The 25,808-nt window shown below is 69.9% G+C and carries 18 protein-coding genes and 1 tRNA gene; 12 read left to right on the top strand and 7 right to left on the bottom strand.

Annotated features, from left to right (window positions below):
* Positions 1 to 52: 52 nt before the first annotated feature.
* Positions 53 to 766, top strand: coding sequence for a ferritin-like fold-containing protein (locus tag CQ042_RS09540; RefSeq protein ID WP_105670244.1), 714 nt, complete (start codon positions 53 to 55; stop codon positions 764 to 766).
* 28 nt (positions 767 to 794) lie between these two features.
* Here CQ042_RS09540 and CQ042_RS09535 read toward each other — a convergent pair whose 3' ends face one another.
* Both CQ042_RS09535 and CQ042_RS09530 read right to left on the bottom strand, forming a co-directional pair.
* A complete protein-coding gene (locus tag CQ042_RS09535) occupies positions 795 to 1,082 on the bottom strand; it encodes a hypothetical protein (protein ID WP_105670243.1) in 288 nt (95 codons plus the stop codon).
* Positions 1,083 to 1,089: 7 nt separating this feature from the next.
* Complete coding sequence (locus tag CQ042_RS09530) at positions 1,090 to 1,314, bottom strand: DUF3107 domain-containing protein (protein ID WP_017828623.1); 225 nt, start codon at positions 1,312 to 1,314, stop codon at positions 1,090 to 1,092.
* A gap of 173 nt (positions 1,315 to 1,487) precedes the next feature.
* On the opposite strand from CQ042_RS09530, the gene CQ042_RS09525 reads away from it, so the two are divergent.
* Both CQ042_RS09525 and CQ042_RS09520 read left to right on the top strand, forming a co-directional pair.
* Positions 1,488 to 4,706 (top strand): ATP-dependent DNA helicase, encoded by a 3,219-nt coding sequence (locus CQ042_RS09525; protein WP_105670242.1) that lies wholly within the window; start codon positions 1,488 to 1,490, stop codon positions 4,704 to 4,706.
* Positions 4,670 to 8,194, top strand: coding sequence for an ATP-dependent DNA helicase (locus tag CQ042_RS09520; protein WP_258132189.1), 3,525 nt, complete (start codon positions 4,670 to 4,672; stop codon positions 8,192 to 8,194). Before CQ042_RS09525 ends, CQ042_RS09520 begins: the two co-directional genes overlap by 37 nt.
* Here the strand turns inward: CQ042_RS09520 and CQ042_RS09515 are convergent.
* The gene (locus CQ042_RS09515) at positions 8,140 to 9,504 is read right to left on the bottom strand and encodes a phosphotransferase (protein ID WP_258132188.1); all 1,365 of its coding nucleotides are present in this window, start codon (positions 9,502 to 9,504) and stop codon (positions 8,140 to 8,142) included. The genes CQ042_RS09520 and CQ042_RS09515 overlap by 55 nt on opposite strands.
* Before the next feature lie 64 nt (positions 9,505 to 9,568).
* Here CQ042_RS09515 and nudC point away from each other — a divergent pair, with 64 nt between their 5' ends.
* On the top strand, positions 9,569 to 10,450 hold the full coding sequence (gene nudC, locus CQ042_RS09510; protein WP_105670239.1) for an NAD(+) diphosphatase: 882 nt from the start codon (positions 9,569 to 9,571) through the stop codon (positions 10,448 to 10,450).
* Positions 10,447 to 12,168, top strand: a complete 1,722-nt coding sequence (locus CQ042_RS09505; RefSeq protein WP_105670238.1) for an ATP-dependent helicase — start codon at positions 10,447 to 10,449, stop codon at positions 12,166 to 12,168. The genes nudC and CQ042_RS09505 overlap by 4 nt, the downstream gene beginning before the upstream one ends.
* An 831-nt stretch (positions 12,169 to 12,999) precedes the next feature.
* Here CQ042_RS09505 and CQ042_RS09500 read toward each other — a convergent pair.
* Positions 13,000 to 14,409, bottom strand: coding sequence for a zinc-dependent metalloprotease (locus CQ042_RS09500; RefSeq protein WP_105670237.1), 1,410 nt, complete (start codon positions 14,407 to 14,409; stop codon positions 13,000 to 13,002).
* A 118-nt stretch (positions 14,410 to 14,527) separates the two neighbouring features.
* On the opposite strand from CQ042_RS09500, the gene CQ042_RS09495 reads away from it, so the two are divergent.
* Complete coding sequence (locus CQ042_RS09495) at positions 14,528 to 15,619, top strand: PDZ domain-containing protein (RefSeq protein WP_105670236.1); 1,092 nt, start codon at positions 14,528 to 14,530, stop codon at positions 15,617 to 15,619.
* A gap of 76 nt (positions 15,620 to 15,695) precedes the next feature.
* On the top strand, positions 15,696 to 18,605 hold the full coding sequence (locus CQ042_RS09490; RefSeq protein WP_105670235.1) for a UPF0182 family protein: 2,910 nt from the start codon (positions 15,696 to 15,698) through the stop codon (positions 18,603 to 18,605).
* Positions 18,606 to 18,676: 71 nt separating this feature from the next.
* Here the strand turns inward: CQ042_RS09490 and CQ042_RS09485 are convergent, their stop codons facing one another.
* Positions 18,677 to 19,024, bottom strand: a complete 348-nt coding sequence (locus tag CQ042_RS09485) for a helix-turn-helix transcriptional regulator (RefSeq protein ID WP_105670234.1) — start codon at positions 19,022 to 19,024, stop codon at positions 18,677 to 18,679.
* An 87-nt stretch (positions 19,025 to 19,111) separates the two neighbouring features.
* On the opposite strand from CQ042_RS09485, the gene CQ042_RS09480 reads away from it, so the two are divergent.
* From CQ042_RS09480 to CQ042_RS09465, 4 genes are all read left to right on the top strand, one after another.
* Entirely contained in the window at positions 19,112 to 20,497 is a 1,386-nt protein-coding gene (locus CQ042_RS09480) for an FAD-dependent oxidoreductase (RefSeq protein ID WP_105670233.1), read from the top strand.
* Complete coding sequence (locus CQ042_RS09475; RefSeq protein WP_105670232.1) at positions 20,494 to 20,901, top strand: arsenate reductase ArsC; 408 nt, start codon at positions 20,494 to 20,496, stop codon at positions 20,899 to 20,901. The genes CQ042_RS09480 and CQ042_RS09475 overlap by 4 nt, the downstream gene beginning before the upstream one ends.
* Positions 20,902 to 20,981: 80 nt before the next feature.
* Positions 20,982 to 22,100, top strand: coding sequence for a MerR family transcriptional regulator (locus CQ042_RS09470; RefSeq protein WP_105670231.1), 1,119 nt, complete (start codon positions 20,982 to 20,984; stop codon positions 22,098 to 22,100).
* Positions 22,097 to 23,305: an MFS transporter gene (locus CQ042_RS09465; protein WP_105670230.1), complete on the top strand. Its 1,209-nt coding sequence runs from the start codon at positions 22,097 to 22,099 to the stop codon at positions 23,303 to 23,305. The genes CQ042_RS09470 and CQ042_RS09465 overlap by 4 nt, the downstream gene beginning before the upstream one ends.
* Positions 23,306 to 23,507: 202 nt before the next feature.
* Here the strand turns inward: CQ042_RS09465 and CQ042_RS09460 are convergent.
* Positions 23,508 to 23,581, bottom strand: a tRNA-Met gene (locus CQ042_RS09460).
* Between the two features lie 94 nt (positions 23,582 to 23,675).
* Here CQ042_RS09460 and CQ042_RS09455 point away from each other — a divergent pair.
* Positions 23,676 to 24,491: a carbon-nitrogen hydrolase family protein gene (locus CQ042_RS09455; protein WP_105670229.1), complete on the top strand. Its 816-nt coding sequence runs from the start codon at positions 23,676 to 23,678 to the stop codon at positions 24,489 to 24,491.
* A 16-nt stretch (positions 24,492 to 24,507) separates the two neighbouring features.
* Here CQ042_RS09455 and CQ042_RS09450 read toward each other — a convergent pair whose 3' ends face one another.
* Positions 24,508 to 25,710 carry an aminotransferase class I/II-fold pyridoxal phosphate-dependent enzyme gene (locus tag CQ042_RS09450; RefSeq protein ID WP_105670228.1) on the bottom strand — a complete coding sequence of 401 codons (1,203 nt, stop codon included), beginning with the start codon at positions 25,708 to 25,710 and terminating at the stop codon, positions 24,508 to 24,510.
* Positions 25,711 to 25,808: the final 98 nt, after the last annotated feature.

Raw genomic sequence — 25,808 nt, 5'->3', positions numbered from 1 at the left:
CGGCTGCGCACGAGTATTGTGAACGACGTGGTGATCTCGGGAGGACGACCTGGTGGTTAAGTGGTTCTGGCAGCGCGACGATGCGCCCCGACGGACTCTCGCCCTGCGCAGCAGGGGGGATCAGAGCGATGCGACGCGCATCGACTTCGCCGAGCTCGCCCCCGAGGTCAATCGGTTCCTCGGGCAGGCGGCATATCTGCAGCTCGGCTACTTCGAGACCCTCACGCGCCTCATCCGCGCGACGACGGCGCTGTCGGAGAAGGAGTCGCTGTCGCGTGCGGCCGGGGCGGCCCTGACCAAGCACCGCGGGATCGTCGACCTCATCGCCGAGCGCGGTGACGACCCGACGCAGCTGATGCTGCCGTTCCGCGAGAACCTCGATGCGTTCCGTCGGAAGACGATCGGCGCGCGACCGCGGGAGACGCTGCTCGCCGTGTACATCACCGCCGGCATGCTCGACGACTTCTACCTGGCGCTGGCTTCCAGCTACGGCGACACCGGGCGTCGGGTCGCGGAGATCCTCCGCGAAGACGACGCTCGCCACGAGATCGTCGCGATCGTGCAGGAGACGATCGAGAGCGACGAGGAATGGCGGTCGCTGCTGTCGATGTGGGCTCGCCGACTCGTCGGCGATACGATCCTCGTCTGCCGCTCCGCACTGCGGCCGGAGCGCCTCGCCGTGGACGACGAGCGCATCGAGCCGGTGTACACCGAACTCATGGGCGCTCACGCACGGCGGATGGACGCGATGGGACTCGCCTCCTAGGAAGCGCTGCCTCAGGCGGTGGGCGCGTTCAGATGCCCAGCGCGGCCCTGCTCTCGGCATCGGAGCGCTTGCGCAGGCCGGTGACGGCCATGGTGGCGAGCGCCGCGACGACGGCGGCTCCGAGGACACTCGCGAGCCACAGCCAGATGCTGTCCTCGCCGACGCCCGCCCACTGCAGGCCCGTGTACGCGATCGCCGAGACGGCGGTCGCGATGGCCGGCGCGAGCGCGACGCCGCGCAGCTCGCGATCGGCGATCAGGAAGTGAACGGCGATGCCCAGAGCGCACGCACCGATGAGTGCGAGGAGGATGTACATCGTCGGCTCAGGCGACGAAGCCGACGCGACGCGATTCCTCGGTGCCGAGCTCGATGTAGGCGAGGTTCGCGGTCGGGACGATGTAGGAGTTGCCCTTCACGTCGGCGAAGCTCACGTGCGACGCGCTCTGCTCGAGTGCCGCGGCGACCTGGGTGCGGACCTCTTCCGCGCTCGCGCCGGTGTCGAAGCTGAGTTCACGGCCGGTGTTGATGATGCCGATGCGGATTTCCACGCGTGCTCCTTGAAGTTCGGGGACTGCGCCAACTCTACCCCGCACGCGGCGGGCGGGATCGGCCGCGGCAGCCGGTTTCGCCGTGAGCGCACAGGCGCATGCCCCGGTGGCGACGCAGGCGGGAGGTGCGCGGGCGCACGACGATGTCCGCGTGTCCGGATAGCGTGGAGGACATGACACCGGACACCGCTCAGCGCGCTGTGATCGCCGCGGAGCCGACGGCATCCGGCGTCATCATCGGTGCCCCGGGAACGGGGAAGACCCGCACCCTCATCGATCGGGTCGTGCATCTGCTCGACACGGAGGGGATGCGTCCGGAACAGGTGCTCGCGCTCACTCCGAACCGCCAGGCGGCGACGGCGTTGCGTGATCGGATCGGCGTGCGGATCGGTCAGGCGACCCCGGGACCGCTGGCGCGGTCCCTCGGCTCCTTCGCGTTCCAGCTCGTGCGCGGGGCGATGGTGCGCGAGGGCGCGGAACCACCTGCGCTGCTCACCGGCGCCGACCAGGACCGGATCATCGCCGAGCTCCTCGCCGGCGATGCCGAGGACGGCCGGATCCCGTGGCCGGATGCGCTCAGCACCTCGGTGCGCGCGTCGAAGGGCTTCCGTTCCGAGCTGAGGGCATTCCTCGCCGAGTGCACCGAGATCGGCGCCGACCCCGGCGAGCTCCGCACTTCGGGCAACGAGGTGTGGGCGGCGGCCGCGGAGTTCCTCGTGGAGTACCGTTCGGTGCTCGACGCGCTCCGGGCGGCCCACCGTGACGCCGCCGATCTGCTGAGCGAGGCGAGCACGATCCTGCACGCGGCGGAGACGGCGGCCCTCGGCCCGCTCGCGTCGCTGCGCGTCGTCCTCATCGACGACGCCCAGGAGCTCACCCGCGGCGGGATCGCCGTGGTGACCGCGCTGCGCAGCCGGGGGATCGCCGTCCTGGCCTTCGGCGATCCCGACATCTCGTCCGGATCGTTCCGTGGAGCCAGCCCCGAGCTGTTCGCCCAACTGGCCGGCGTGCTGGGAGACGTGCATGTGCTCGACGGCACGCATCGCCAGCGACCGGCTCTCACCGCGCTCACCCGCACGGTGACCCAGGCGATCGGAGCCTCGGGCCGGGTCGAGCATCGGCGCGCCCCGGTCCCGGCGACCGCCGAGGAGGTCGAGGCGGGCGTCACGACCTTCGTGGCCCCGTCACCGTACGAAGAACTCGATCGCATCGCCGGAGTGATGCGGGAATGGCACCTCGCCGACGGCGTCCGCTGGGACCGGATGGCGGTCATCGCGCACGACACCCGTCAGGTGACCACGCTCGAGACCGAACTCGCGGCCCGAGAGATCCCGACCCGTGCGGCCGGGGTGCAGCGTCCTCTCGGCAGCGAGGGGATCGTGCGCGACATCGTCGGGATCGTGCGCCTGGCGCTGACCCCCGTCGACGAGCGCACGTCCGAAGCACTCGAGGAGGCGATGCGAACCCCGTTCGGGGGAATGGATGCGATCGGGCTCCGGCGTCTGCGCGCTCGACTCCGGCACATCGAGCTCGAGCAAGGAGGGGCGACGCCCGCGCGGGAGCTGCTGCGTCAGGCCATGGCGAATCCATCCCATCTGACACTCATCGACGCGCCGGAGTCGCGCACGGCCGAGCGCTTCGCCGAGACGATCGCGGCCCTCGCGCGCGGTGCCGCCGCCGGCGAGACGATCCACGACCTGCTGTGGCGGGTGTGGGATCAGGCACGCGCGGTCGACGGGCGACGGCTGCAGGTGGCCTGGCGCGAGATCTCCCTGCTGCCCACCGGGGCGGAGACCGCGCGCGCTCTCGATGCCCTGGTCTCGCTCTTCGACGCGGCCAAGCGCTTCGTCGAGCGCACACCCACAGAGAAGCCCGAGACGTTCGTGCGCGACATCCTCGACAGCGAGGTCCCGGAGGATTCGCTGTCGACCCCCGACCGACCGGGAAAGGTCACCCTGCTGACGCCGGCGACCGCACTCGGGACCGAGTTCGATGCGGTCGTCGTCGCCGGGGTGCAGGACGGCATCTGGCCGAACGTGCGCCTGCGCGGCGGGCTCCTGCAGACGTGGCGTCTGGCCGACGCGATCCAGGCTGCGCGCACCGGAACGCGCATCGAGCCGCCGGGAGCGCTGGACCGTCGTCGGGCGGCGCTGCACGACGAGCTCCGGCTTTTCGTCCGGGCCGTGTCACGGGCGCGCGATCGACTCCTGATCACGGCCGTGGACGACGACGACCTGACCCCCAGCCCGTTCTTCGGCTTCCTTCCTGCACCGGAGCCGCCGGAGCGACATGCGTCCGCCGAGCACCCGCTCACTCTGCGCGGCCTCGTCGCCCGGCACAGGCGCACTCTCACCACAGCCTCGGTGGAAGCCGCGCGGCGGGCCGCGGCGGGGCAGCTCGCGGTCCTCGCTCGGGAGGGCGTGCCCGGTGCGGATCCCGCCGAGTGGTACGGAGTCACGCCGACGTCGACCGATGCGCCGCTGCGCGATCTCGCCGTCGCGGGCGCACGGGTCTCTCCGTCGAAGATGGAGTCGTACGAGGAGTGCGGCCTCAACTGGGTGGTCTCAGCCCTCGGTGGCGACACCGTGATGCCGCCGACCGCGGGTATCGGCACGATCGTCCACGAGGCGATGGAGCGGGTCCCGGACGGCGACCTCGAGCAGATGCGCGCGATCGTCGCGGAGCACTGGCCGGAGCTCGACTTCGAGACCGAGTGGATCGGCCGCAAGGAGAGAAGGCGGGCGGACCTGCTCGTCGGGCGGCTGCACACCTACCTCGGCGACGTCCGCCGAGAGGGCGGGCGCGTGATCGGCAGCGAGATGGAGTTCCGCTTCGCAGTGGATGTCGCATCCCCGGGCGACGAGACCGCGCCGACGGTGCACCCGGTGGGGGAGGACCGCGCGAATCAGGCGATCATCCATGGATACATCGATCGGGTCGAGGGTTACCCGCCCGGCGCCGGCGAGCACGCCCACGCGCGGGGTCGCGGCTGGGAGCGGATGCCGCGCGGCGCGGACGGGCCGACCGTGGTCGTCGATCTGAAGACCGGCAAGAACGACCCGGAGTCGGACTCCGGCGTGCTCGAGCATGCGCAGCTGGCCGCCTACCAGGTCGCCGTCCAACAGGGCCTGGTCGAGGGGGCGCCACCGGCGTCGCTGGCAGGGGCGCGGCTGGTGATCGTCTCCAAGACGCTCGCGAAGAGCGAGTACCGCATCGCGCACCAGCACACGCTCGACGACGAGTCGCGTTCGGCGTTCCTGCGGCGGGTGTCGGATGCCGCGCGCGGGATGTCGGCATCGAGCTTCACCGCGCAGGTCGAGTCCCACTGCGCCGACACCCAGCGTCGCGTGCACCCGTGCCGCATCCACACGGTCCCGGCGGTGAGCTCGTGACGGGCTGGAACGGCGGCCACGGGATCTCGGCGACCGACATCGCCGCCGCGCTCGGCCAGCCGTCTCCGACCCCCGCCCAGCAGCGCGTGATCGAGGCTCCGCCCGAGCCGGCCCTCGTCGTGGCGGGCGCGGGCAGCGGCAAGACCGAGACGATGTCGGGACGCGTGGTGTGGCTCGTCGCGAACGGTCATGTCCCGCGCGACGAGATCCTCGGTCTCACCTTCACGCGCAAGGCCGCCGGTGAGCTCGCGGAGCGGATCAGCCATCGCCTCGCCGTCATCGACGAGTACGGACGCCGCGGTCTCCTGCCCCACCTGGCCGGAATCGCGGCCGACGGATCCCTGCGACGGGTGGACGACGCGGCGCAGGGGCGGCAACGCGAGCTGGTGCGCGCCCACGTGCTCGACGAGCTCGCCGCGCATCACGGCACCGGCTGGGATCCGACGACTCCCCGTGCGGCCGAAGACCTGATGATCCGCCCACGCGTCTCGACGTACAACGCTTTCGCCGACGGCATCGTCCGCGAGCACGCCGCACGGATCGGGAGGGATCCGGACGTCGCGATGCTCAGCCAGGCCGCCTCCTGGATGCTCGCGCGGGAGGTCGTGCTCCGCAGCGACCTCCCGGAATTGGAGAACATCGAGTTCGCTCTCGGCACGATCATCGACGCCGTGCAGCGGCTCGCGGGTGACGCCCTCGACCATCGGGTGGACCTCGACCTCGCGGAGCGCATCGCGCAGGAGCAGGCGGTCGCGTTCGCGCCGTACCGCGGCAACGGCGACGTCGAGAAGGCGGCGGTCAACCTGCTCAGCCTGCCGACGCTGTCGCGGCTCGTCCGCGACTACATCGTCGAGAAGGAGCGACGGGGCGTGCTGGACTTCGCCGATCAGGTGGGCGGCGCCTACGACATCGTCGAGTCCGCGCCCGATGTGCGCGCCGAGCTCCGAGAGCAGCACCGTGTGGTGCTGCTGGACGAGTACCAGGACACATCGGTCATCCAGACCCGTTTCCTGGCCGAGCTCTTCCGAGACTCCGCGGTGATGGCCGTCGGTGACCCGCATCAGTCCATCTACGGCTGGCGGGGTGCGAGCGCCGACAACCTCTACGCCTTCGCCGGGACGTTCTCGAGCGCCGGTACTGCGGAGACATACAGCCTGATGACGAGTTGGCGGAACGACCGCGGCATCCTCGGCATCGCGAACCGGGTGCTCGAGCCGCTGCAGCGGCCCGGCCTCGACGTCCCGCCCCTGGAGCCCCGCCCGGGCGCAGGCGAGGGCACCGTGACGGTGAAGTACCCGTTCACGGTCGATGACGAGGCATCAGCCGTGGCGGAGTGGTTCGCCGAGAGACGGGCGGCGCACGACTCGGGCGCGGCGCCGGGAGCGCGACCGCACACTGGAGCGATCCTGTTCCGCTCGAAGCGGCACATGCAGACGTTCGCGGCCGCACTCGCGGCGCGGGGCATCCCGCACCGCATCCTCGGCCTCGGCGGCCTGCTCGCGACGCCGGAGGTGGTCGACGTCGTCTCGACGCTCCGGGTCGTGCACGATCCCACCGCGGGGTCGGCATTGATCCGCCTCCTCACCGGACCCCGCTTCGGGGTGGGCGTCGCCGACATGGCCGCACTCTACGATCTCGGTCGCACACTCTCGGAGCGCGACACCGCGATGGCGCCGCTGCCAGAAGAGGTGCGTGCGCGGCTGCGCTCCTCGCGCGGTGCCGACGAGGCGGTCTCGATCGTCGACGCCGTCGACGTGGTGCGTGCGGTGCGGGACGACTATCGACTGCTCGAGACGATCACGCCGGACGGCCGGGCGCGCGTCCGCGCGGCGGGGGAGATGCTGGAACGGCTGCGGCGCGCCTCTTCGCAGCCGATCCCCGAGTTGATCCGTCTGATCGAACTCGAACTGCGGCTGGACATCGAGCTGGCGGCGAACGAGACCAGAGGACCTGCACGCATCGCGGCGACGCAGCTGCGAGCGTTCGCCGACGAGGTGCGGGCGTTCCTCGCCGCCGATGAGCGGGGCAGCATCGGAAGTCTGCTCGCCTGGCTCGACAAGGCCGAGAGCACGGACGAGCTGATGCCGAGGCCGGAGCCTCCGGAGGCCGGGATCGTGCAGCTGCTCACGATCCACGGATCGAAGGGCCTGGAGTGGGACGCCGTCGCCGTGGTCCGACTCGTGGCCGACGAGCTTCCCAGTCGTGTCTCCGACACCTCCGGCTGGTTCGGGTTCGGTGTGGTCCCCTTCGCCCTGCGCGGCGATCGCGACGCGCTGCCCCGCTTCGAGTGGGATCCGGTCGAGGCGATGGGAGATGAGGTCGATCCCGACAAGCGGCAGAAGCTCGCACAGGCATCGCTGTCCGGCGGTGCGACCAAGGCCAATCCACAGGGCGGCGCTCTCAAGCGTTTCAAGGACGCGTACCGCGCCTACCAGCAGCAGGAGGAGCGGCGTCTCGCGTATGTCGCGGTGACCCGCGCGCGAACCGATCTGCTGCTCAGCGGCGCCCACTGGGCCGGCCAGAAGGCTCCCCGCACGCCGAGTCCCTACCTCGCCGAGGCGCTCGAGGTGAAGGGACTCGATCCGATCGAGGCCGTGGATGCGGACGACAACCCCTACGAGGGGCCCGGCTCGACGCTGCGCTGGCCGCTCGACCCGCTCGGCGCCCGCCGAGACGTGGTCTCGGCGGCAGCAGCGGCCGTCGACGAGGCGGCTCGGGACGCCGCCGTCGCGCCATCGATGGAGCTCGCACGTCTTCTCGCCGAACGTGCGGCGCGGCAGCGCGGCACCGACGCCGAGGCACCGACGCGGGTGCCCGCGTCGCGGTTCAAGGACTACGTCACCGACTACTCCGGCACGCTGTCGTCGATCATCCGGCCCATGCCGGAGCGACCGTATCGGCAGACCCGTCTCGGCACCCTCTTCCACGCATGGGTGGAGCAGCGGTCCGAGCTCGTCGGCGTCGGTACCCGAGTGGACGAGGCGCTCTGGGAGATCGACGAGGAAGAGCATCCGTCGACCCCGGAGGCGGCGTCGACCGAAGGGCCGGCGGCGTCAGCCGATGCCACCGATCTCGCCCTTCTCCAGGAGACTTTCGAGCGCAGCGAATGGGGCGGTCTGAAGCCGATCGCGGTCGAGATCGAGATCGACTTCGCTCTGGGAGCCGGACTCGAGGGCGGTGACGAAGGACGGGCGCACATCGTCATCTGCAAGCTCGACGCCGTGTACCGGCGCGCCGACCGCGGCGGTCGCATCGAGATCGTCGACTGGAAGACGGGAAAGGCTCCGCGCACGGCGGCGGAGCGCGACGAGCGGATGCTGCAGATCGCGCTCTACCGTCTCGCGTATCACCGGCGATTCGAGGTGCCGCTGGAGGAGATCGACGTGGCGCTCTACTACGTCGCGGACGACCTGGTCATCCGCGGCGATCGCATCTATTCCGAGGAGGAGCTCTTCCACCGCTGGAGCGCTGCCCGCGCAGCCCGCTGAGCCTCGTCCGAGTCGGCATCGTCGTACTCGTCGTGTGCGCGGGGGGCGGGCGGTCGTGAATCGCCGCGGTCTCCGGCGACATCGCCGGATTCGGCGAAGATGCTCGCCACACCGGAGAGGTCCTCGGTCTCGACGTTGAGCATCTCGGCGCGCCTGGCGCTGCCGTCGTCCGGCCGGTCCTGGCCGTCTTCTGCGAGCGTCTCGTCGTCCCGGGGGTCCGCGGTCGCGGATTCGGAGTGGTCTCCGGTCTCCGCCCAGAGCTCTTCGGGGTTGTAGGCGTCCGTGTGCATCGACGTGTCCACGTCGGCGACGGTGTCCTTGGGTACGCGACCGAGGGCGTCGAGGGCGGAGTCGACGCCGGAGCCGTGGGCTTCGATGATGGTCAGGTCGTCGGTGCGGATACCTTCCGCCAGAGCCTCGAGAAGAGATGCCGCGTCATCGACGATGTCCGTTCGATGCATCGCATCGCCGTGCACCAGCCAGCGCGCGAACTCGAGTTCCGCGAGCAGACGGGCCCGCACCTCGAGGCCGCCATCGGGGGCACGGTCGATCGAGCGGGCGTACGCGGCGTGCACATCATCGGCGGCCTCGGGCGCTGCCGACAACCACGACAGGTCGAGGGCGGGGTCGCCGACCGAGAGACCGTGCCATCCGACGAGCCCGATGACCTCGGGGCCTCGGTCGGGGTCATCCTCGAACAGGAACGAGGTCGCCTGGACTCCGCCCAGGATCACGGTGGACTCGAATCGCCAGAGGTCGTCATCGGCGACGGCATCGCGCCAGCGAACGGTCAGACGTGCCGGCACTCGACCGGTGGCCGCCGCCGTGTCGACGAGGCGCTCCAGCTCCGCACGGCTCTCCTCCGCGGTGCGCGTGGCCAAGCCGGCTCCGCGGACGACGGATGTCGGAAGTCCATGCACGGCGGCGATCGAGGAGCCCATCGACTCGGCGGCGCCACGCCCGGCGGGTACCATGGCGGCCTCGATCTGGAATCCGGGCAGAAGTTCGGTCACGAGCGCACGGCCTTCGCCGAGACGCGTCTCGCCGATGTAGGCCGGGGCGCGGAACGGGAGCATCGCACGCGCGCCGTCCGTCAGCGCTCGCAGGGCGATGGCCTCGGCGGCGAGTTCGCGCGCCGTCTCATCGTCGTCCGCGACGCGGATCGCGAGCTCGCGTCCGTCGGCGAGCGAGGCGATCGCCGAGTCGAAACGACCGTCGCCATCCGCGCTCAATCCGCGGGCGCCCGTGACCTCCGCCCCGGGCAGTGCGGCGGTCACTGCCGCGGCTAGAGTGAATGGAGAGCGTCCCATGCCCCCAGGGTAGGTCGGCTCAGGGGCGGTCCCGCCTCCGCCACGCCCGTGAAAGAGGGAGTCGATGACCATTCCGCGCCCGTCCCTCGACCGTGCAGCCGAACTCCGCGAGGAGCCGGACCTGCTCGATCGTCTGCGTGACGACCCGGCGACCCGCGTCGTCGTGGTGCGGGAGGGCCGGGTGAGAGTCGTCGATTCCGCCCTTCTTCGTGTTCCCCCTGCGGCGGTGGTCGAGGCGACCTGGGCGCTGCTGGGCCGCGACGCCGACGGCTCTGTGCTGCTGCTCGCCGCTGCGCCACCGGAGTCGGACGCGCTCGACGCCGCACCCGACGAGATCTGGCTCGGGCTGCGTGATCTGGGAGGCCGCATCGACGGCCGCGAGTCGGAGCTGCTCATCAGCGCCATCGCGCTCGCCGGCTGGCTTCGCGATGCGCCGTTCTGCCCCACGTGCGGCGGCGGCACCGAGCTGCGTCAGGGCGGATGGTCGCGCCGCTGCCTCGTGTGCGGTCGCGAGCACTTCCCGCGCACGGATCCGGCCGTGATCGTGGCGGTGGAGAGCCGAGACGGCGAACGCCTGCTGCTCGGGGCGAACGCGAACTGGGGCGGACGGATGTACTCCTGCTTCGCCGGCTTCACCGAGGCGGGCGAATCCCTCGAGGCGACCGTGCATCGCGAGATCGAAGAGGAATCAGGCGTTCGTCTCTCCTCCCTGCGCTACATCTCCTCGCAGGCGTGGCCCTTCCCGCGATCCCTCATGATCGGCTTCCGCGCCGTCGTCGACGACGAGTCCGCCGCGCGCGCCGACGGCGAGGAGATCATCGAGGTGCGGTGGTTCACGCGTGCGGAGATCGGTTCCGCGCTCGCCGGGCACGGACCGGTCGGGCTTCCCGGCCCCGCATCGATCGCTCGTGCCCTGATCGTCGACTGGTACGAGGGGCGCGCGTGAGCGCACTCGATGCCCTCGACGAGCGGCAGCGGGCGGCGGCATCGGTTCTGCGGGGACCGGTCGCCGTGCTCGCCGGGGCGGGGACCGGCAAGACGCGAGTCATCACCCACCGCATCGCGCACGGGGTGGACACCGGTGCCTATTCTCCGTCACGTGTGATGGCGGTCACGTTCACCGCCAAGGCGGCGGGAGAGCTGCGCGGACGCCTGCGGGCACTCGGCGTCGAGGGCGTCGCAGCCCGTACCTTCCATGCCACCGCCCTCGCGCAGCTGAACTTCTTCTGGCCGACTCTCGCCGGCTCGCCCGCGCCGTCCATCATCGACAACAAGGTGCGGATGCTCGGGCAGGCCGCCGACGCGATCCGCCTCCGTCCGAGCACCGCGACCCTGCGCGACATCGCTTCCGAGATCGAATGGCGCAAGGTCTCGATGCTGTCGATCGATCAGTACGCCGCCCTCGGTCGCCCGTTCAGCGGTGTCGACGCGGGGCAGCTCGTCGAGTTGATGCGCGGGTACGAGGCGCTGAAGGATGATCGACGTCAGCTCGACTTCGAAGACGTGCTGCTCGCATGCGCCGGGATGCTGGAGGCGGAGCCGCGTGTGGCCGCGTCGGTCCACGAGCAGTACCGGCATTTCACGGTCGACGAGTTCCAAGACGTCTCCCCGCTGCAGAACCGTCTGCTCGAGCTCTGGCTCGGCGACCGGCACGACATCTGTGTGGTCGGCGATGCCAGCCAGACCATCTACTCCTTCGCGGGGGCGGAGCAGCGCTTCCTGCTGGAGTTCGAACGTCGTCACCCCGATGCCACCGTGGTGCGGCTGGAGACGAACTACCGCTCCCAGCCGCCGATCCTGACGGCCGCGAATGCGTTGATGCACGGCCGACCCGGCGCGCTGGAGCTCGTTCCGGCGCGCGAGCAGTTCAGCGCCGACGCCCCCACGATCACCGCATACGAGACCGAGGGTGAGGAGGCAGCGGGCATCGCGGCAGCGATCTCCGCACGGATCGAGGCCGGCGCGTCTCCGTCGGAGATCGCGGTGCTCTATCGTGCCCACGCGCAATCCGCCCTGCTGCAGCAGGCGCTCGCCGCGGAGGGCATCGCCACCTCGGTGCTGGGAGGGACCCGTTTCTTCGCCATGCCGGAGGTGCGTCAGGCGATCCTCGCGCTGCGCGCCGCCGCGGTGGCTCCGAGCGAGCAGGGATTCCTGCCCGGTGTGCAGCGTGTGCTGCGCGACCTCGGGCTCACGGAGGAGCCGCCGGCGGCCGGGGGAGCCCAGCGCAGCGGCTGGGAAGCACGGCGCGCCATCCTGAGGCTGGCGGAGGAAGCCGGGCCCGAGGCGAACCTGCGCAGCTTCAGCGACGCCCTCATGGCACGCGCCAAGGATCAGCACGAGCCGACGATGCGGACGGTGACCCTGTCGACGCTGCATGCGGCGAAGGGCCTCGAATGGCCGCACGTGTACCTCGCGGGTTGGGCGGAGGGAGCCCTGCCCATCTCCTACGCGACGACGTTCGAGGCGATCGACGAGGAACGGCGTCTGGCGTATGTCGGGGTCACGCGCGCCGCGCGAACGCTGGCGCTGTCGTGGTCGAGGTCGGCGGGACGGGGGGAACGGTCTCCGTCGAGGTTCCTCGCTGAGATGGGGACCACGGCCCGCGGCACCGGCATTCTCCGTGAAACGACACCGAATGCCACACGCGCGAACCGTCCTCGCTGACCCGTACCAGCCGGCCGGCGCCGTCTCGGCCGTCGGTCAGGAGCATGGCCGCGAGCCGACCGGCCTCGGCGACCTGAGCTGCGCGGAGGGGCCCGGGGTCACGGTCGATCATCTGCGCGTGCAGCAGCGGCCAGGCCGGATCGAGCTCCGCGGCATGGGCATCACGGCACGCGAGACAGGCGGATTCGCCGGGCAGGACGAGCGGCCCGACGGTCACGCGTCCCGGCTCGAACGACACCGGCAGATGCGGGATGTCCTCTCGGAGGTACCGGGCGAACTGCAGGGCGGCGGCGGCTCCCCGCACGAGCACGATGCCGACCGCCGCCGATCTGCCCTGGTCGACGAGGGGGACTCCTTCGTCGATCAGAGCCTCGCGCATGCGGTATTCGCTGCGACCGTCCGTGATGCCGATGCTCTCCACCCAGGCGGGGCGGGCGGCGTTCGCATCGTCGAGCAGCACAGGGGCCAAGCGTTCCAGGAGTGTGCGCGCCGCGTCACGCGGTGCGCCGGCCGCGTGCGCGATCACGTCGAAGGACCCGCGGCGGAAGCCTGAGCGCAGACGGCTGAGCAGCAGCTCCACCCAGGCGGCATCGGCCTCGATGCGCAGACCTCCGTCGTCGCCGAGCTGGAGCGTGTGTTCATCTCGCCACAGCAGCGGCGCGTTCGGGTTCAGTCGCGTGAGGATCAGCGGAGTCAGCGGCATCCCTCCGATTGTGGAGGGGATGCCATCCGCGCGGGACACGAACCAGGCATCCGTGGACAACTCGCGCCCGACCGCCGGACGGGGGAGGAGAGGTGCGGGTGCCCCGAAGTGCACCCGCAGGCCTCGGATCAGACCGGCTTGTCGCCCTCCGGTGCGGCCTCGCCGCTGCCGTCGTCCCCGTCGCCGGAGTCGTCGGAGGGCTTGTCCTCCGAGAAGTCGTCGCCGTCGAGCAGTCGAGCGAGGGCTTCGTCGAACTCATCGGCGACAGGCTGCTCGCCGCGCTCCGCGGCCTGAAGGCGGGCGACGAGCGCGCTCGGGTCGTCGATGTCCTCGGCCGTCGGCATGAGGTCGGGGTAGTCCCACAGCGAGTCGCGGGCAGCGATGCCGACAGCGTCCGTCACGGCCTGCCACATCGCCGAGGCCTCGCGCATGCGTCGTGGGCGCAGCTTGAGCCCCACCAGCGCACCGAGCGCATCTTCGGCGGGACCACCCACCGCGCGGCGTCGGCGCGCGGCCTCCGCGATCCTGGCGCCGTCGGGCAGGCGAGAGGTCGCTTCGGCCGTCACCACGTCGACCCAGCCGTCGATCGTGGCGATGAGGTTCTCGAGCCGGGTCAACGCCTCGCGCTGAGCGTCACTCTGCACCGGGAGCAGCGCCCCGCCCTCGATGGCCGCACGGAGTTCCTCGGGGTCGGACGGATCCAGCCTGCTCGCGACATCTTCGAGGGCGTCCACGTCGACCGTGACGCCGCGCGCGAAGTCGGTGATCTGAGCCATCACGTGCAGGTGCAGCCACTTGGCATGCCGATAGAGACGTGCGTGGGCGAGCTCGCGGGTGGCGAGGTAGAGGGCGATCTGGTCCTCCGGGATCTCGAGGCCGTCGCCGAACGCCGTCAGGTTCTGCGGGACGATCGCGGCCGTCCCGGCCGGGAGCACAGGGATGCCGACGTCGCCGCCGGAGACCACCTCGAGCGAGAGGTTGCCGAGCACCTGGCCGAACTGGGCAGCGAACACCGAGCCGCCGAGGCCGCGCATCAGCTTGCCCGCGCCCTGGACGACCCCGCGCATCTCCTCGGGGACCTGGGTGTCCAGCGCAGACGTCAGGGCGTCGGCGATGCTGGTCGACACCGGGTCGGCGATCTCCTTCCACACCGGCAGCGTCTTCTCGACCCACTCGCCTCGGGTCATCACGGTCGGCGTCTCGGAGAGCTCCGAGATCGTCGTCGCCTCGCCGAGCCACAGATTCGCGAGCGCGAAGGAGTCGGCGAGGGAGGTGCGCGAGCCGGCGGTGACGCCCTGGCCGTCGCGGTTCGCGATGAACAGCGCCTGGCGCAGCGCGTTCTCCCAGGGGTCGCCCCCGAAGGCGCCCTGGAGCTGCGACATGATCGTCTGCATCATCGCCGGGTCGAGTGTGAATCCGTCCATTCCCTCGAAGGCGCCTCGGAGCGCTTCGGGGTCGATGTCCCCGCCGCTCTGGTTCGAGAGCATCTTCCGCAGGAACTCCTGGAAGTCCTCGGGTGTCGGGTCGTTGTCTGCCATGTCGCTCGCCCTCTCAGCACATCTATTGCCGTGGCCTCTACGCTAGTCACAGGTTTCTGCGCGCGAACCCGATGCGGGCAGATCGGTGTACGCCGCTCGCGAACGACGGAGGAATGCTGTGGATCGAACGCGGTCTGGGAAGCTCGGACTCGGGGTCTGGGCGCTGATCGTCGCGCTGGTCGCGCTGGTCGTGCTGACCTTCCTCCCGTCGCCGTATGTGATCCAGCGTCCCGGCCCCGTCTACGACACGCTCGGCTCCGCGAAGGACGCCGAGGGGGAGCAGGTGCCGCTGATCAGCGTGGAGGGTGCCGAGACCTTCGAGACCGCGGGGACGCTCGACCTCACCACGGTCCAGGTCGTCGGCAACCGCGAGCGCACCCCCAGCTGGTTCGAACTCGCCCTGGCATGGATGGACTCGTCCAAGGCCGTCGTCCCCCTGGACTCGGTGTTCCCCGAGGGTGTCACGAGCGAACAGCGTGACGAGCGCAACGCCACCCTCATGGTCGACTCCCAGCACGAGGCGACGGCTGCCGCACTGAACGAACTCGGGTACGACACGGGTGCCGAGGTGGTCGTTGTCGAGGCGGTCGCCGACTCGCCTGCCGACGGAATCCTCGAGGCCGACGACGTGATCACCGCCGTCGACGGCGTCTCCGTGACGTCGGCGACCCAGCTCCGGGAGGCGATCCAGGCATCCGGAGGAGCGCCGGTGGAGCTCGCCGTGCAGCGCGACGGCTCGGAGCAGACCGTCCAGGTCACGCCCGAGAAGCACACCGAGGGGGATGCGACGGCCTGGCTCATCGGCATCACGCTCCGCACGGACTACGACTTCGAGATCGATGTGACGATCCAGCTCGACAACGTCGGCGGTCCGAGCGCCGGGATGATGTTCGCGCTCGGCATCATCGACACGCTCACCGAGGGCGAGCTCAACGGCGGCGAGAACATCGCCGGCACCGGGACGATCGACGCGGCGGGCACCGTCGGACCGATCGGCGGCATCCGGCAGAAGCTCTACGGCGCCAGAGACGCGGGAGCCGAGTACTTCCTGGCCCCGGCGGCCAACTGCGACGAGGTCGTCGGTCACGTCCCCGACGGCCTCCAGGTGATCCGCACCGCGACGCTCGACGAGTCGCTCGCGGCGCTCGAGGTCATCGCCGACGGCGGCGACGTCGCCGCACTCCCCGCCTGCGAGACCGCCGCAGACTGATCCGCAGGCCTCACCGTGACCTCGCCGTGATCCGGATGACAGCCTGCGCACAGTGTGCGATGCCTAGGATGGAGAGGTGACCTCGACCTCAGCTCCGAATCCGGCCACGCCTCGAACCTCCCGACGCATTCTCGGCATCTCTCTGGTGATCATCGCCGCCTTGATCGCGGTGTTCTTCGTGTTCGCCTCCCTGTACACCGAATTCCTCTGGTTCGACCAGGTGGGCTTCACCGGCGTCCTCACGACGCAGTGGATCGCCACGGCGGTGATGTTCGTGGTGGGCTTCCTCGGGATGGCCGTTCCGCTGTTCGTCGTCATCCAGCTGGCTTACCGGCTCCGCCCGGTCTACGTGCGGCTCAGCTCGCAGCTCGACCGCTACCAGGAGGTCATCGAGCCTCTGCGTCGCCTGGCGATGTGGGGCATGCCGATCTTCTTCGGTCTGTTCGCGGGCTTCGCGGCAGCAGGGCAGTGGAAGACCGTGTGGCTCTGGGCCAATGGTGTGGCGACGTCCGACGTCGACCCCCAGTTCGGCATCGACACCGGCTTCTACATGTTCGCGATGCCGTTCTACACGATCCTGCTCGCGTTCGTCTCGGCGGTCCTGCTGCTCTCGCTGCTGGTCACCGCGCTGGTGTCGTACCTCTACGGCTCCGTGCGCATCGGCCAGGGAGAGCTGCGCATCTCGAAGCCGGCTCGCATCCAGCTCGCGGTCATCGCGGGTCTCTACCTCCTCGTGCAGGCGGCGAGCCTGTGGCTCGACCAGTACAAGACGCTCGTCGAGCCCGACGACCGCATCACGGGTGCCGCGTACACCGGCGTCAACGCGACGATCCCCGGCCTCGCGATCCTCGCGATCATCGCGGCCGTCGTGGCGATCCTCTTCTTCGTCACGGCCGTCATCGGCCGGTGGCGCTTCCCCCTCGCCGCGACGGCGCTGCTCATCGTGGCCTCGCTCGTCGTCGGGATCGGCTACCCGTGGGTGGTCACCACCTTCCAGGTGAAGCCGAACCAGAACGCCTATCAGGCCGAGTACTACCAGCGGAACATCGACGGCACGAAGGAGGCGTACGGAGTCGCAGACCTCGAGACGACGCCCTTCGCCGCCAAGACGGACGCCGAGGCCGGTCAGCTGCGTGCGGACGCCGAGACGACCGCGTCGACCCGCATCATGGACCCGAAGGTCATCCCGCCGACGGTCCGCCAGCTCGAGCAGTACCGCGGCTACTACCAGTTCCAGACGATCATGGACGTCGACCGGTACGAGATCGACGGGAAGATGCAGGACACCGTGGTGTCCGTGCGCGACCTCGACATGTCCGGTCTGGGCGATGGCGACAACTGGAACAACCGCGTCGCGGTCTACACGCACGGCTACGGCCTCGTGGCGGCAGCCGGCAACCAGCGGACCACGGACGGCGAGCCGGTGTTCCTCGAGCGCGGCATCCCCACGTCGGGATTCCTGTCGGAACGGGAGAACTTCGAGCCCCGCGTGTACTTCGGCGAGAAGTCGCCCGAGTACTCGATCGTGGGCGCACCCGAGGGGTCGGAGCCCGCCGAGATCGACTACCCGCGCGGCAAGGACGGCTCCAGCGAGACCAAGACCACCTTCTCGGGCGACGGCGGACCGAAGATCGGCGACACGTTCACGAAGCTGCTCTACGCGCTGAAGTTCCAGTCCGAGCAGATCCTCTTCTCGAACCTGGTGAACGAGGACTCGCAGATCCTGTACGACCGTGACCCGAAGACGCGCGTGCAGAAGGTCGCGCCGTACCTCGAGCTCGACAGCGACCCGTACCCGAGCGTGGTGGACGGCCGCATCGTCTGGATCGTCGACGGCTACACGACCAGCCAGACGTACCCGTACTCGACGAGCGTGAGCCTGTCCGATGCGATCGCCGACTCCAACGTCACGTCGCCGACGCTCGCCATCGACGACATCAACTACATCCGCAACTCGGTCAAGGCCACGGTCGACGCCTACGACGGTTCCGTGACGCTGTATGCATGGGACGAAGAGGACCCGGTTCTCAAGACCTGGCAGAAGGTCTACCCGTCGACGGTGAAGCCGATCAGCGAGATGTCCGGCGAGCTCATGAGCCACGTGCGCTACCCGACCGACCTGTTCAAGGTGCAGCGCGACATCCTCGGCGTCTACCACGTCGACAAGGCCGGATCGTTCGCCCAGCAGGACAACCGCTGGCAGACGCCGAACGACCCGCGCAGCGAGTCGATGCTGCAGCCGCCGTACTACCTGACGATGCAGATGCCCGGCCAGGATTCACCACGGTTCTCGATGTTCTCGACGTTCATCCCGAACTCGCAGGGCGCGGGGGGCAGCCGTGACGTGCTGATGGGCTATCTCGCCGTGGATTCGGACGCCGGCTCGGAGAAGGGCGTGAAGGCGGAGGGCTACGGTCAGCTGCGCATGCTGGAGATCGACACCGACACCACGGTCCCCGGGCCGGGCCAGGTGCAGAACACCTACAACTCCGACACGTCCGTGGTCCCGCAGCTCAACCTGCTCCAGCAGGGTGAGTCCGAGGTGATCTACGGCAACCTCCTCACGCTGCCCGTCGGTGGCGGTCTGCTCTACGTGCAGCCCGTCTACGTGCAGTCGTCCGAGGGCACGCAGCTGCCGCGCCTGCAGAAGGTGCTGGTCGCCTTCGGTGACCGCGTGGCTTTCGAGAACACGCTCACCGAGGCGCTGGACACCCTCTTCGGCGGTGATTCCGGCGCGACCGGTGGTGATGACACGGTCGAACCGACGGACCCGGGCACCGTGGATCCGGACACCGGAGAGGTGCCGACCGAGCCCGCTCAGCCCACGGATGCAGAGGCCGACGCGCTGGCCTCCGCTCAGGAGGCCCTGATCGACAGGGAGAACGCTCTGAAGGCGGGCGATCTCGCCAAGTTCGCCGAGGCCGATGAGCGTCTCACGGCAGCGGTTCAGAAGCTGCTCGAACTGGACTCCGCCGCGGGGAAGTAGTCCTCGCAGACGAGTCGAATGGGCGCCCCTCCGGGGCGCCCATTCGCGTCTTGGGAGGGTGGAGGCTCCGCTCAGACGGGCCGGAGCGCGTCGGCTGCGGCGTTCATCGCCTCGGCGTTGAGTGCGAAGTACGCCCACCGACCGCGCTGCTCGCGCGTGACGAGTCCTGCGTCGGCGAGGAGCTTCATGTGGTGTGACACCGTCCCCTGCGAGAGACCGACCGGATCGGTGAGGTCGCAGATGCAGGCTTCGCCTCCCTCGCCGGCGGCGATGAGGGAGAGGAGACGGACTCGCGTGGGGTCTCCGAGCGCCTTGAACACGCGTGCGACGCGCTCCGCGTCCTCGGACGTGATCGTGGGAGTGATGCGCGGCACGCAGCAGGAGGAGGACGCGGCCTCGATCGTCGCGGGGAGGGTCATGGACCCATTCTACGCTCGTATTGACAAACATCGATATGACGCGCAAGAGTTGCCGTATTGAAGATCATCAATACGAGGAGATGTGTGATGTCCGAACTTCCTGTCGTCGTCATCGGAGCGGGCCCTCAGGGTCTTGCCGTCGCCGCGCACCTCACGGACCGCGGAAACGACGTGATCGTCGTGGAGCGCGGAGCCGGGCCCGCCGCTGCCGTGTCGGAGTGGGGTCATGTGCGCTTGTTCTCCGGGTGGCCCGAACTCACCGACACAGCTGCGCGCCGCCTGCTGGAGCCGACAGGATGGACGGCGCCGCCGTCGGGCTACCCCACCGGGGCGGAGTGGGTGGATCAGTATCTCGCACCCCTGGCCCAGGCGCTGGGGGAGCGTGTCCGGTACTCAACGACCGTCACGGGCGTGTCACGGAAGGGGCGGGATCGCCTGGTCGACAGCGGCCGCAACGCACAGCCGTTCGTGGTGCACACGCTCGACGCGGGCGGCGAGGACGGGCGTATCAGCGCACGCGCCGTCGTCGACGCCAGCGGTACATGGAGCCTCCCCAATCCCGCAGGGGCCGATGGCCTCCCCGCGGTCGGTGAGAAGCGGGCGGCGTCGCAGATCTCCTATCGCATCCCGCAGGAGGTCTCCGGCTATGCCGGCCAGCACCTGGTCGTGATCGGCTCGGGGCACTCGGCCGCTCACGCCGCCCTGCGCCTGAGCGAGCTGGTTCGACGCCGTCCTGACACGACGGTCACGTGGCTGATGCGACGCAGGACGACGGCGCACGTGGCGGGCGGTGCTGCTGACGAACTGCCGGAGCGCGCCGCCCTCGGCAGCCGAGCGCAGAAGGTCGTCGCTTCCGGTCTCGTCGGCGTCGTCACCGGGTTCCGTGTGGCGGAGTTCCGCCACGAGGAGGGCGCGCTCACGATCGCGGCGGAGAACAGAGAGCAGGTGACCGGCGTCTCCCAGGTGTTCGCCCTGACGGGCTTCCGCCCCGATGTCAGCATCCTGTCGGAACTGCGGTTGTCGTTGGATGCGTCTCTCGAGGCAGTGGCGGGGATCGCCGCCGAGATCGATCCGAACATCCATTCCTGCGGATCCGTCGGGGCCACCGGGGCCCGCGAGCTCATCCAGCCGGAGGAGGGCTTCTTCATCGTCGGCGCGAAGAGCTACGGGCGTGCCCCCACCTTCCTCGCCCTCACCGGCTTCGAGCAGGCGCGGAGCGTCGCCGCACATCTCGCCGGCGATGAGGAGGCGGCAGAGAGCAGACAGCTCGTCCTGCCCGACACCGGCGTGTGCGGCGGATCGGGTGACTTCGACGCCGGCACTGGCGGCAGTTGCTGCGCCGCACCCGTCCTTCAGCTCGGGGTCGCTCGCGAGCGGCTCGGTGCCGCCCACGAGAGAATAGAGCTGAGCGCGTCACACACGGATCAGCCTGTCTCCCTCACGGACAGCACCCTCACCGGGAGTCACTCATGACCGAAGCCACCACCACACCATCCGTCCTGTTCGTCTGTGTGCACAACGCCGGCCGTTCCCAGATGGCCGCAGGGTTCCTGCGCTCGATCGCCGGAGACCGGATCGAGGTCAGATCGGCCGGATCGATGCCCGCTGATCGGATCAACCCGATCGCCGTGGACGCGATGGCCGAGTTCGGCATCGACATCACGGCGGAAGCACCCAAGGTCCTCACGACGGAGGCCGTGCAGGCCTCCGATGTCGTGATCACGATGGGGTGCGGCGACGCCTGCCCGTTTTTCCCAGGCAAGCGCTACGAGGACTGGGTCCTCGACGACCCGGCGGGGCAGGGCATCGAGGCCGTCCGCCCGATCCGCGACGACATCCGCGCGCGGATCGAACGCCTCGTCGCCGAACTCGTCTGACGAGCGCGAACGGCCCGGCTTGGAAGCGTCGGGATGCCGCTCCTTGACCTTCAGCCGGGGTCAATGTCGATGATGGACCCATGGCGCAGTCTCAGGAGTGGGCGGATCTCCCGTTGCCCGTCGGCGGGCATCGGGATTTCCAGACGATCAGCACGTTCGCGCAGGCAGTCGGACTCAGTGCGAGCGCGCTCCGCCAGTACGGCGAGAACGGGCTGCTCCCGCCCGCGGACGTGGAGGAGCGCACCGGATACCGCTACTACGCACCGCAGCAGCAGCAGCGGGCGATCTGGATTCGACGGCTCCGAGACGCGGGGCTCGACATGGGGAGGATCAGGCTGGTCCTCGCCGGTGACGCGGCTCAGGCGGACGTCGTGCTCACGGAGTGGCTCCGCGACATTCGCGACAGGTCGATGTCGGCGGAGGCGCTGGTCGCGGACCTGAAGCTCAGTCTGCGGTCCGGCAGCGGGGCGAATCCGATCCAGCGGACGCGCGCCCGGTTCGACGCGGCCGTTCTGACGGCGGCTCTACGGCAGGTTCGGACAGCGGCCGCCGCGGGAGACCTGCATTTCGACGGGGTGCTGGTCGAGATCGATTCCCGTTCGGCCGCTGTGGTCGCCACCGATCGATACCTGCTGATGGCGCGGACCGAGGTTGCACGGGAAGTGGAGGGACCGCCTGCGCGTGTGCGGCTCGACCCCACCATCGTCTTCCCGTGGCTCCGAGGTCGATGGGACGTCGAGCTCGTCGTCGACATGGCGGTCGGCCGCGACGGCGGGGTGAGGGAGGCCGCGGTGCGTCTCGAGGACGCGGAGGGTGAGGCGCTCGTGGTGCCGCAGGGGAAGGATCGCTTTCCCACCGTCCACCGTCTTCTGCGCGGAGGCCGGGGGAGCAGCGGGCGTTTCCGCTTCGGGCGGGAGGAGCTGGACACGTTCATCGCGGGTGCAGACGACGCGGGCCTGTTGTTGACGGCCGACGGCTCCGGTACGGGGGTGCTGACCTCCGGAAGTCGACATCTCGCGGGGACGACGGGTGGAGAGCCCTGCGCGCTCCGAGTCTCCGGTCAGGTCCTCGGCCGGGTGGTGGATGCTGCGCTCGGCAACGAGGTGATCTGCGACGTCGTCGGACCCGACGAGCCGATCGAGTGGCGTGCGCCAGCTCAACCGGACTTCGCCGCCGTGATGATGGCCCAGCCGGGATGAGGCGTGGGCGTGCGCCCCGAGGGTTCACCGCCTGGGTCGCGGCGACCGTCGGATCCGAGCTCGGCGCCGGCATCCTCGCATTCGCGCTGACGTGGGTGGCCTCCGGTCACGGGCCGAACGTCGCTTCGGCGGTTCTCACGGCGACCGTGGCTCCCTCCGTGGTGCTGGGACTGCTCGGAGGTGCCGTCGCCGACCGCTTCGGACCACGTCGGGTGCTGATCGTCGGCACGGCGATGCTGATGGTCGTGAGCACCGGGCTCGCTCTCGCGGTGGTCTTCTGGCCGACGTCGGTTGTGCTGCTTCTGATCACCGCGGTGCTGATCGGCACCGTCTCCGCGTTCCAGCGCCCGGCGGTCGGCGTCTTCCCGCGTCTGTTCGTGGCAGAGGGGCAACTCGGCACAGCCATGGCGAGAGTCGGGATGGCGAGTCAGCTCGCACGGACGGTCGCCCCACCGATGGGCGGAGCGCTGGTCGGCGTCCTCACGCTCGGCGGCGTCGCCCTGCTGGATGTCCTGGGATGTCTCGCGATGCTGGTGACGCTGCTGCTGATCCGTCCTCCCCGCACGCACGTGGCCGTCCCGGACGCGCTGTCGCCGCGCGGCGTCGTGGCGGGCATCGCGACGGTGCGGACGACCCGTGGCGTACCCGCACTTCTGACAGGTGTCGCGATCGTGGCGGGGGCCGTCATCCCTGCTGTCCTGCTCGGTGTGCCGCTGGCCGCCAGAGAGCGCGGGTGGTCGGCGACCGAGGCCGGGGTGATCGAAGCGGGGTGGATCGCCGGCGGACTGCTCAGCGGGGCCTGGTTCGCCTGGCGAGGGACCGCGTCGCGGGCCTGGCGGCCGATGGCGGCCGGCCCCCTGATGATCGCGGGAGGTCTCGGGCTCCTCGCGATCTCTCCCACCTGGGTGTCAGCGCTCGCGAGCACGATGCTCGTCGGGAGCGGGGTCGTCGTCTTCACGGCCCATGTCTTCCCGACATATCTGCTGCTCGCGCCGGCTCCGATGATGTCGAGGTTCCAGAGCGTGCTGATCGTCGTGCAGCAGGTGCCGCAGCTCGTGGTCAACCCGCTCATCGGCGTGCTCGTCTCCGCGTGGGGAACGGGGCCCATGCTCGTGATGGCGGCGGCTGTCGCGCTGATCGCCACATTCGTCATCGCCATGGACCGGACGCTGCGCCGCTTCTCCACCGCGGATCCTCGCGTCTGAGGGGGACGGCGGGCGACGCGGGGGCACATGATCGCTGCCGCCTGGTGCTGCATGCCTGTGCCGGCATCGGCTACGTCCGCGCACTGTCGCGACGGTGATTCGCCGGGTGCTGCACCGCTTCTCCCGCGGATCACGAGGGGAATGCGAAAGGCCCCCTGATCAGGAATACCTGATCAGAGGGCCTTTCTTGTGTCGCTTCTCGTTGCGGGGACAGGATTTGAACCTGCGACCTCCGGGTTATGAGCCCGGCGAGCTACCGAACTGCTCCACCCCGCGGCACAAGAAGTAACTTATCACGGATTCCAGAGGCGGGCGAATCGGGGCGGGCCCACGTGACGCCTCGGGCGTGTCGATGCGAGAGGATGGGGACATGTCCGAGACCGCAGCCGTCCCTGTCGCCGTGTGCCAGTTCGCGCCCACCGCCGCCCGTGCCGACAACCGCGAACGGATCGCCGAGCTGACGGCGGATGCGGCCTCACGCGGCGCGAAGCTGATCGTCTTCCCGGAGTACTCGAGCTACTTCGTCGACCCGATGGACGAGAGCCTCGCCGCGAACGCCGAAGACCTCGACGGAGAGTTCGTCTCGACCCTCACCGCACTGGCCGCCGAGTATGCCGTAGTGATCGTCGCGGGCCTCGCCGAGCGGGCGGCAGACGACCGTCACGTGCGGAACACCGTCGTGGCGGTGCGGGGCGACGGCGTCCTCGCGGTCTACCGCAAGCAGCACCTCTACGATGCGTTCGGGCAGACCGAGTCCGACTGGGTCGAGGCGGGGGCAGTGGGGAAGGCCGCGATGTTCGACCTCGGCGGCCTGCGGTTCGGGCTCATGACCTGCTACGACCTGCGCTTCCCCGAGGTCGCCCGCTCCCTGATCGATGCTGGTGCCGATGCGCTCGTCGTGCCCGCCGAATGGGTGCGGGGGCCGCTCAAGGAGCATCACTGGACGACGCTGCTCGCCGCGCGTGCGATCGAGAACACCGTGTACGTCGTCGCCGCGGATCACCCGACGCCGATCGGCGTCGGGCACTCGCAGGTCGTCGATCCGCAGGGCGTGGTCCTGGCGGGAGTGGGCACGGCTCCCGGGATCGCGGTCGCGGTGGTCGAGCGATCTTCGATCGAGCGCGTGCGCGCGACCAACCCGTCGCTGCGCGTGCGCCGGTACGCGGTCGTCCCGCGCGACGTCTGAGCCGGGTCCGTCCGGGTCAGACCGAGAACCCCGCCAGGCGCGCAGCCGCTTCCTCGAGCACGTCGACGCGCTTGCAGGCGGCGAAACGCACCAGACCGGCGTACTCATGCCGGTGCTCCTCCGAGACGAACGCCGTCAGCGGGATCGCCACGACGCCCGCACGTTCCGGCAGCGTCCGGCAGAACGCGGCGGCGTCCTCGCCGCCCAGGGCGGTCGCATCCGCGACGGTGAAGTAGCCTCCCTGCGGTGCGTGCACCGTGAAGCCGGCGGCCTTCAGCCCGTCGCCGAGGATCTCGTGCTTGCGCGCGAGCGTCTCCGCAGCGCCCGTGAAGTAGGAGTCGTCCATCCGCAGCCCCACGGCGATCGCCGGCTGGAAGGCGGAACCGTTCACGTACGTGAGGTACTGCTTCACCGTGAGCACGGCCGTGATGAGGGCAGCCGGCCCGTGCACCCAGCCGATCTTCCATCCTGTCGTGGAGAAGGTCTTGCCTGCGGAGGAGATCGTCAGCGTGCGCTCGGCGGCTCCGGGGAGCGTGGCGATCGGGGTGTGCGGGGCGTGGAAGGCGAGGTGCTCGTAGACCTCGTCGGTGACGATGATCGCGTCGTGTTCCTCAGCCAGGCGCACCACCTCTTCGAGGACCTCGCGACCGAAGACGGCGCCGGTGGGGTTGTGGGGGTCGTTGATCAGGATGATCCGGGTGCGGTCGGTCACGCTGGCCGCGAGCCGGTCCAGATCGGGTTGGAAGTCGGGAGCGCGCAGAGGGACGGTGCGAAGCCGGGCGCCGGCCAGAGCCACGGCGGCGGCATACGAGTCGTAATACGGCTCGAACACGACGACCTCGTCGTCGGGGCCGTCGATCAGCGCGAGGAGCGTCGCCGTCAGGGCTTCGGTCGCTCCGGCCGTGACGATCACCTCGCTGCCGGGATCCACGTCGAGACCGTAGAAGCGATGCTGATGCGCGCTGATCGCGTCGAGCAGGTCGGGGATGCCGCGACCGGGAGGGTATTGGTTCGCGCCGTGCGCGATGGCGCTGCGTGCCGCTTCCAGCACCTCGGCCGGGCCGTCCTCATCGGGGAAACCCTGGCCGAGATTGATCGCACCTGTTCTCGCCGCGGCGGCCGACATCTCTGCGAAGATGGTGGGCGCGACGGTTCCGTCTGCGGCGAGCAGGCCTGCACCTGCTGCCGTGCGCCGCCAGGCGCCGGGGATGACACTCATGAAGAACAGGCTAAGGCCATAGCTGAAACTCATCCTCGGCATAAGGAACGCACAGAAACAGGCGTCATTCTGAAATGGTCGTTGAAGGAGCACACACC

The organism is Microbacterium sp. MYb62 (assembly GCF_002979475.1).
GTDB lineage: Bacteria > Actinomycetota > Actinomycetes > Actinomycetales > Microbacteriaceae > Microbacterium.
This window is presented reverse-complemented; position numbering and strand designations above follow the sequence as displayed.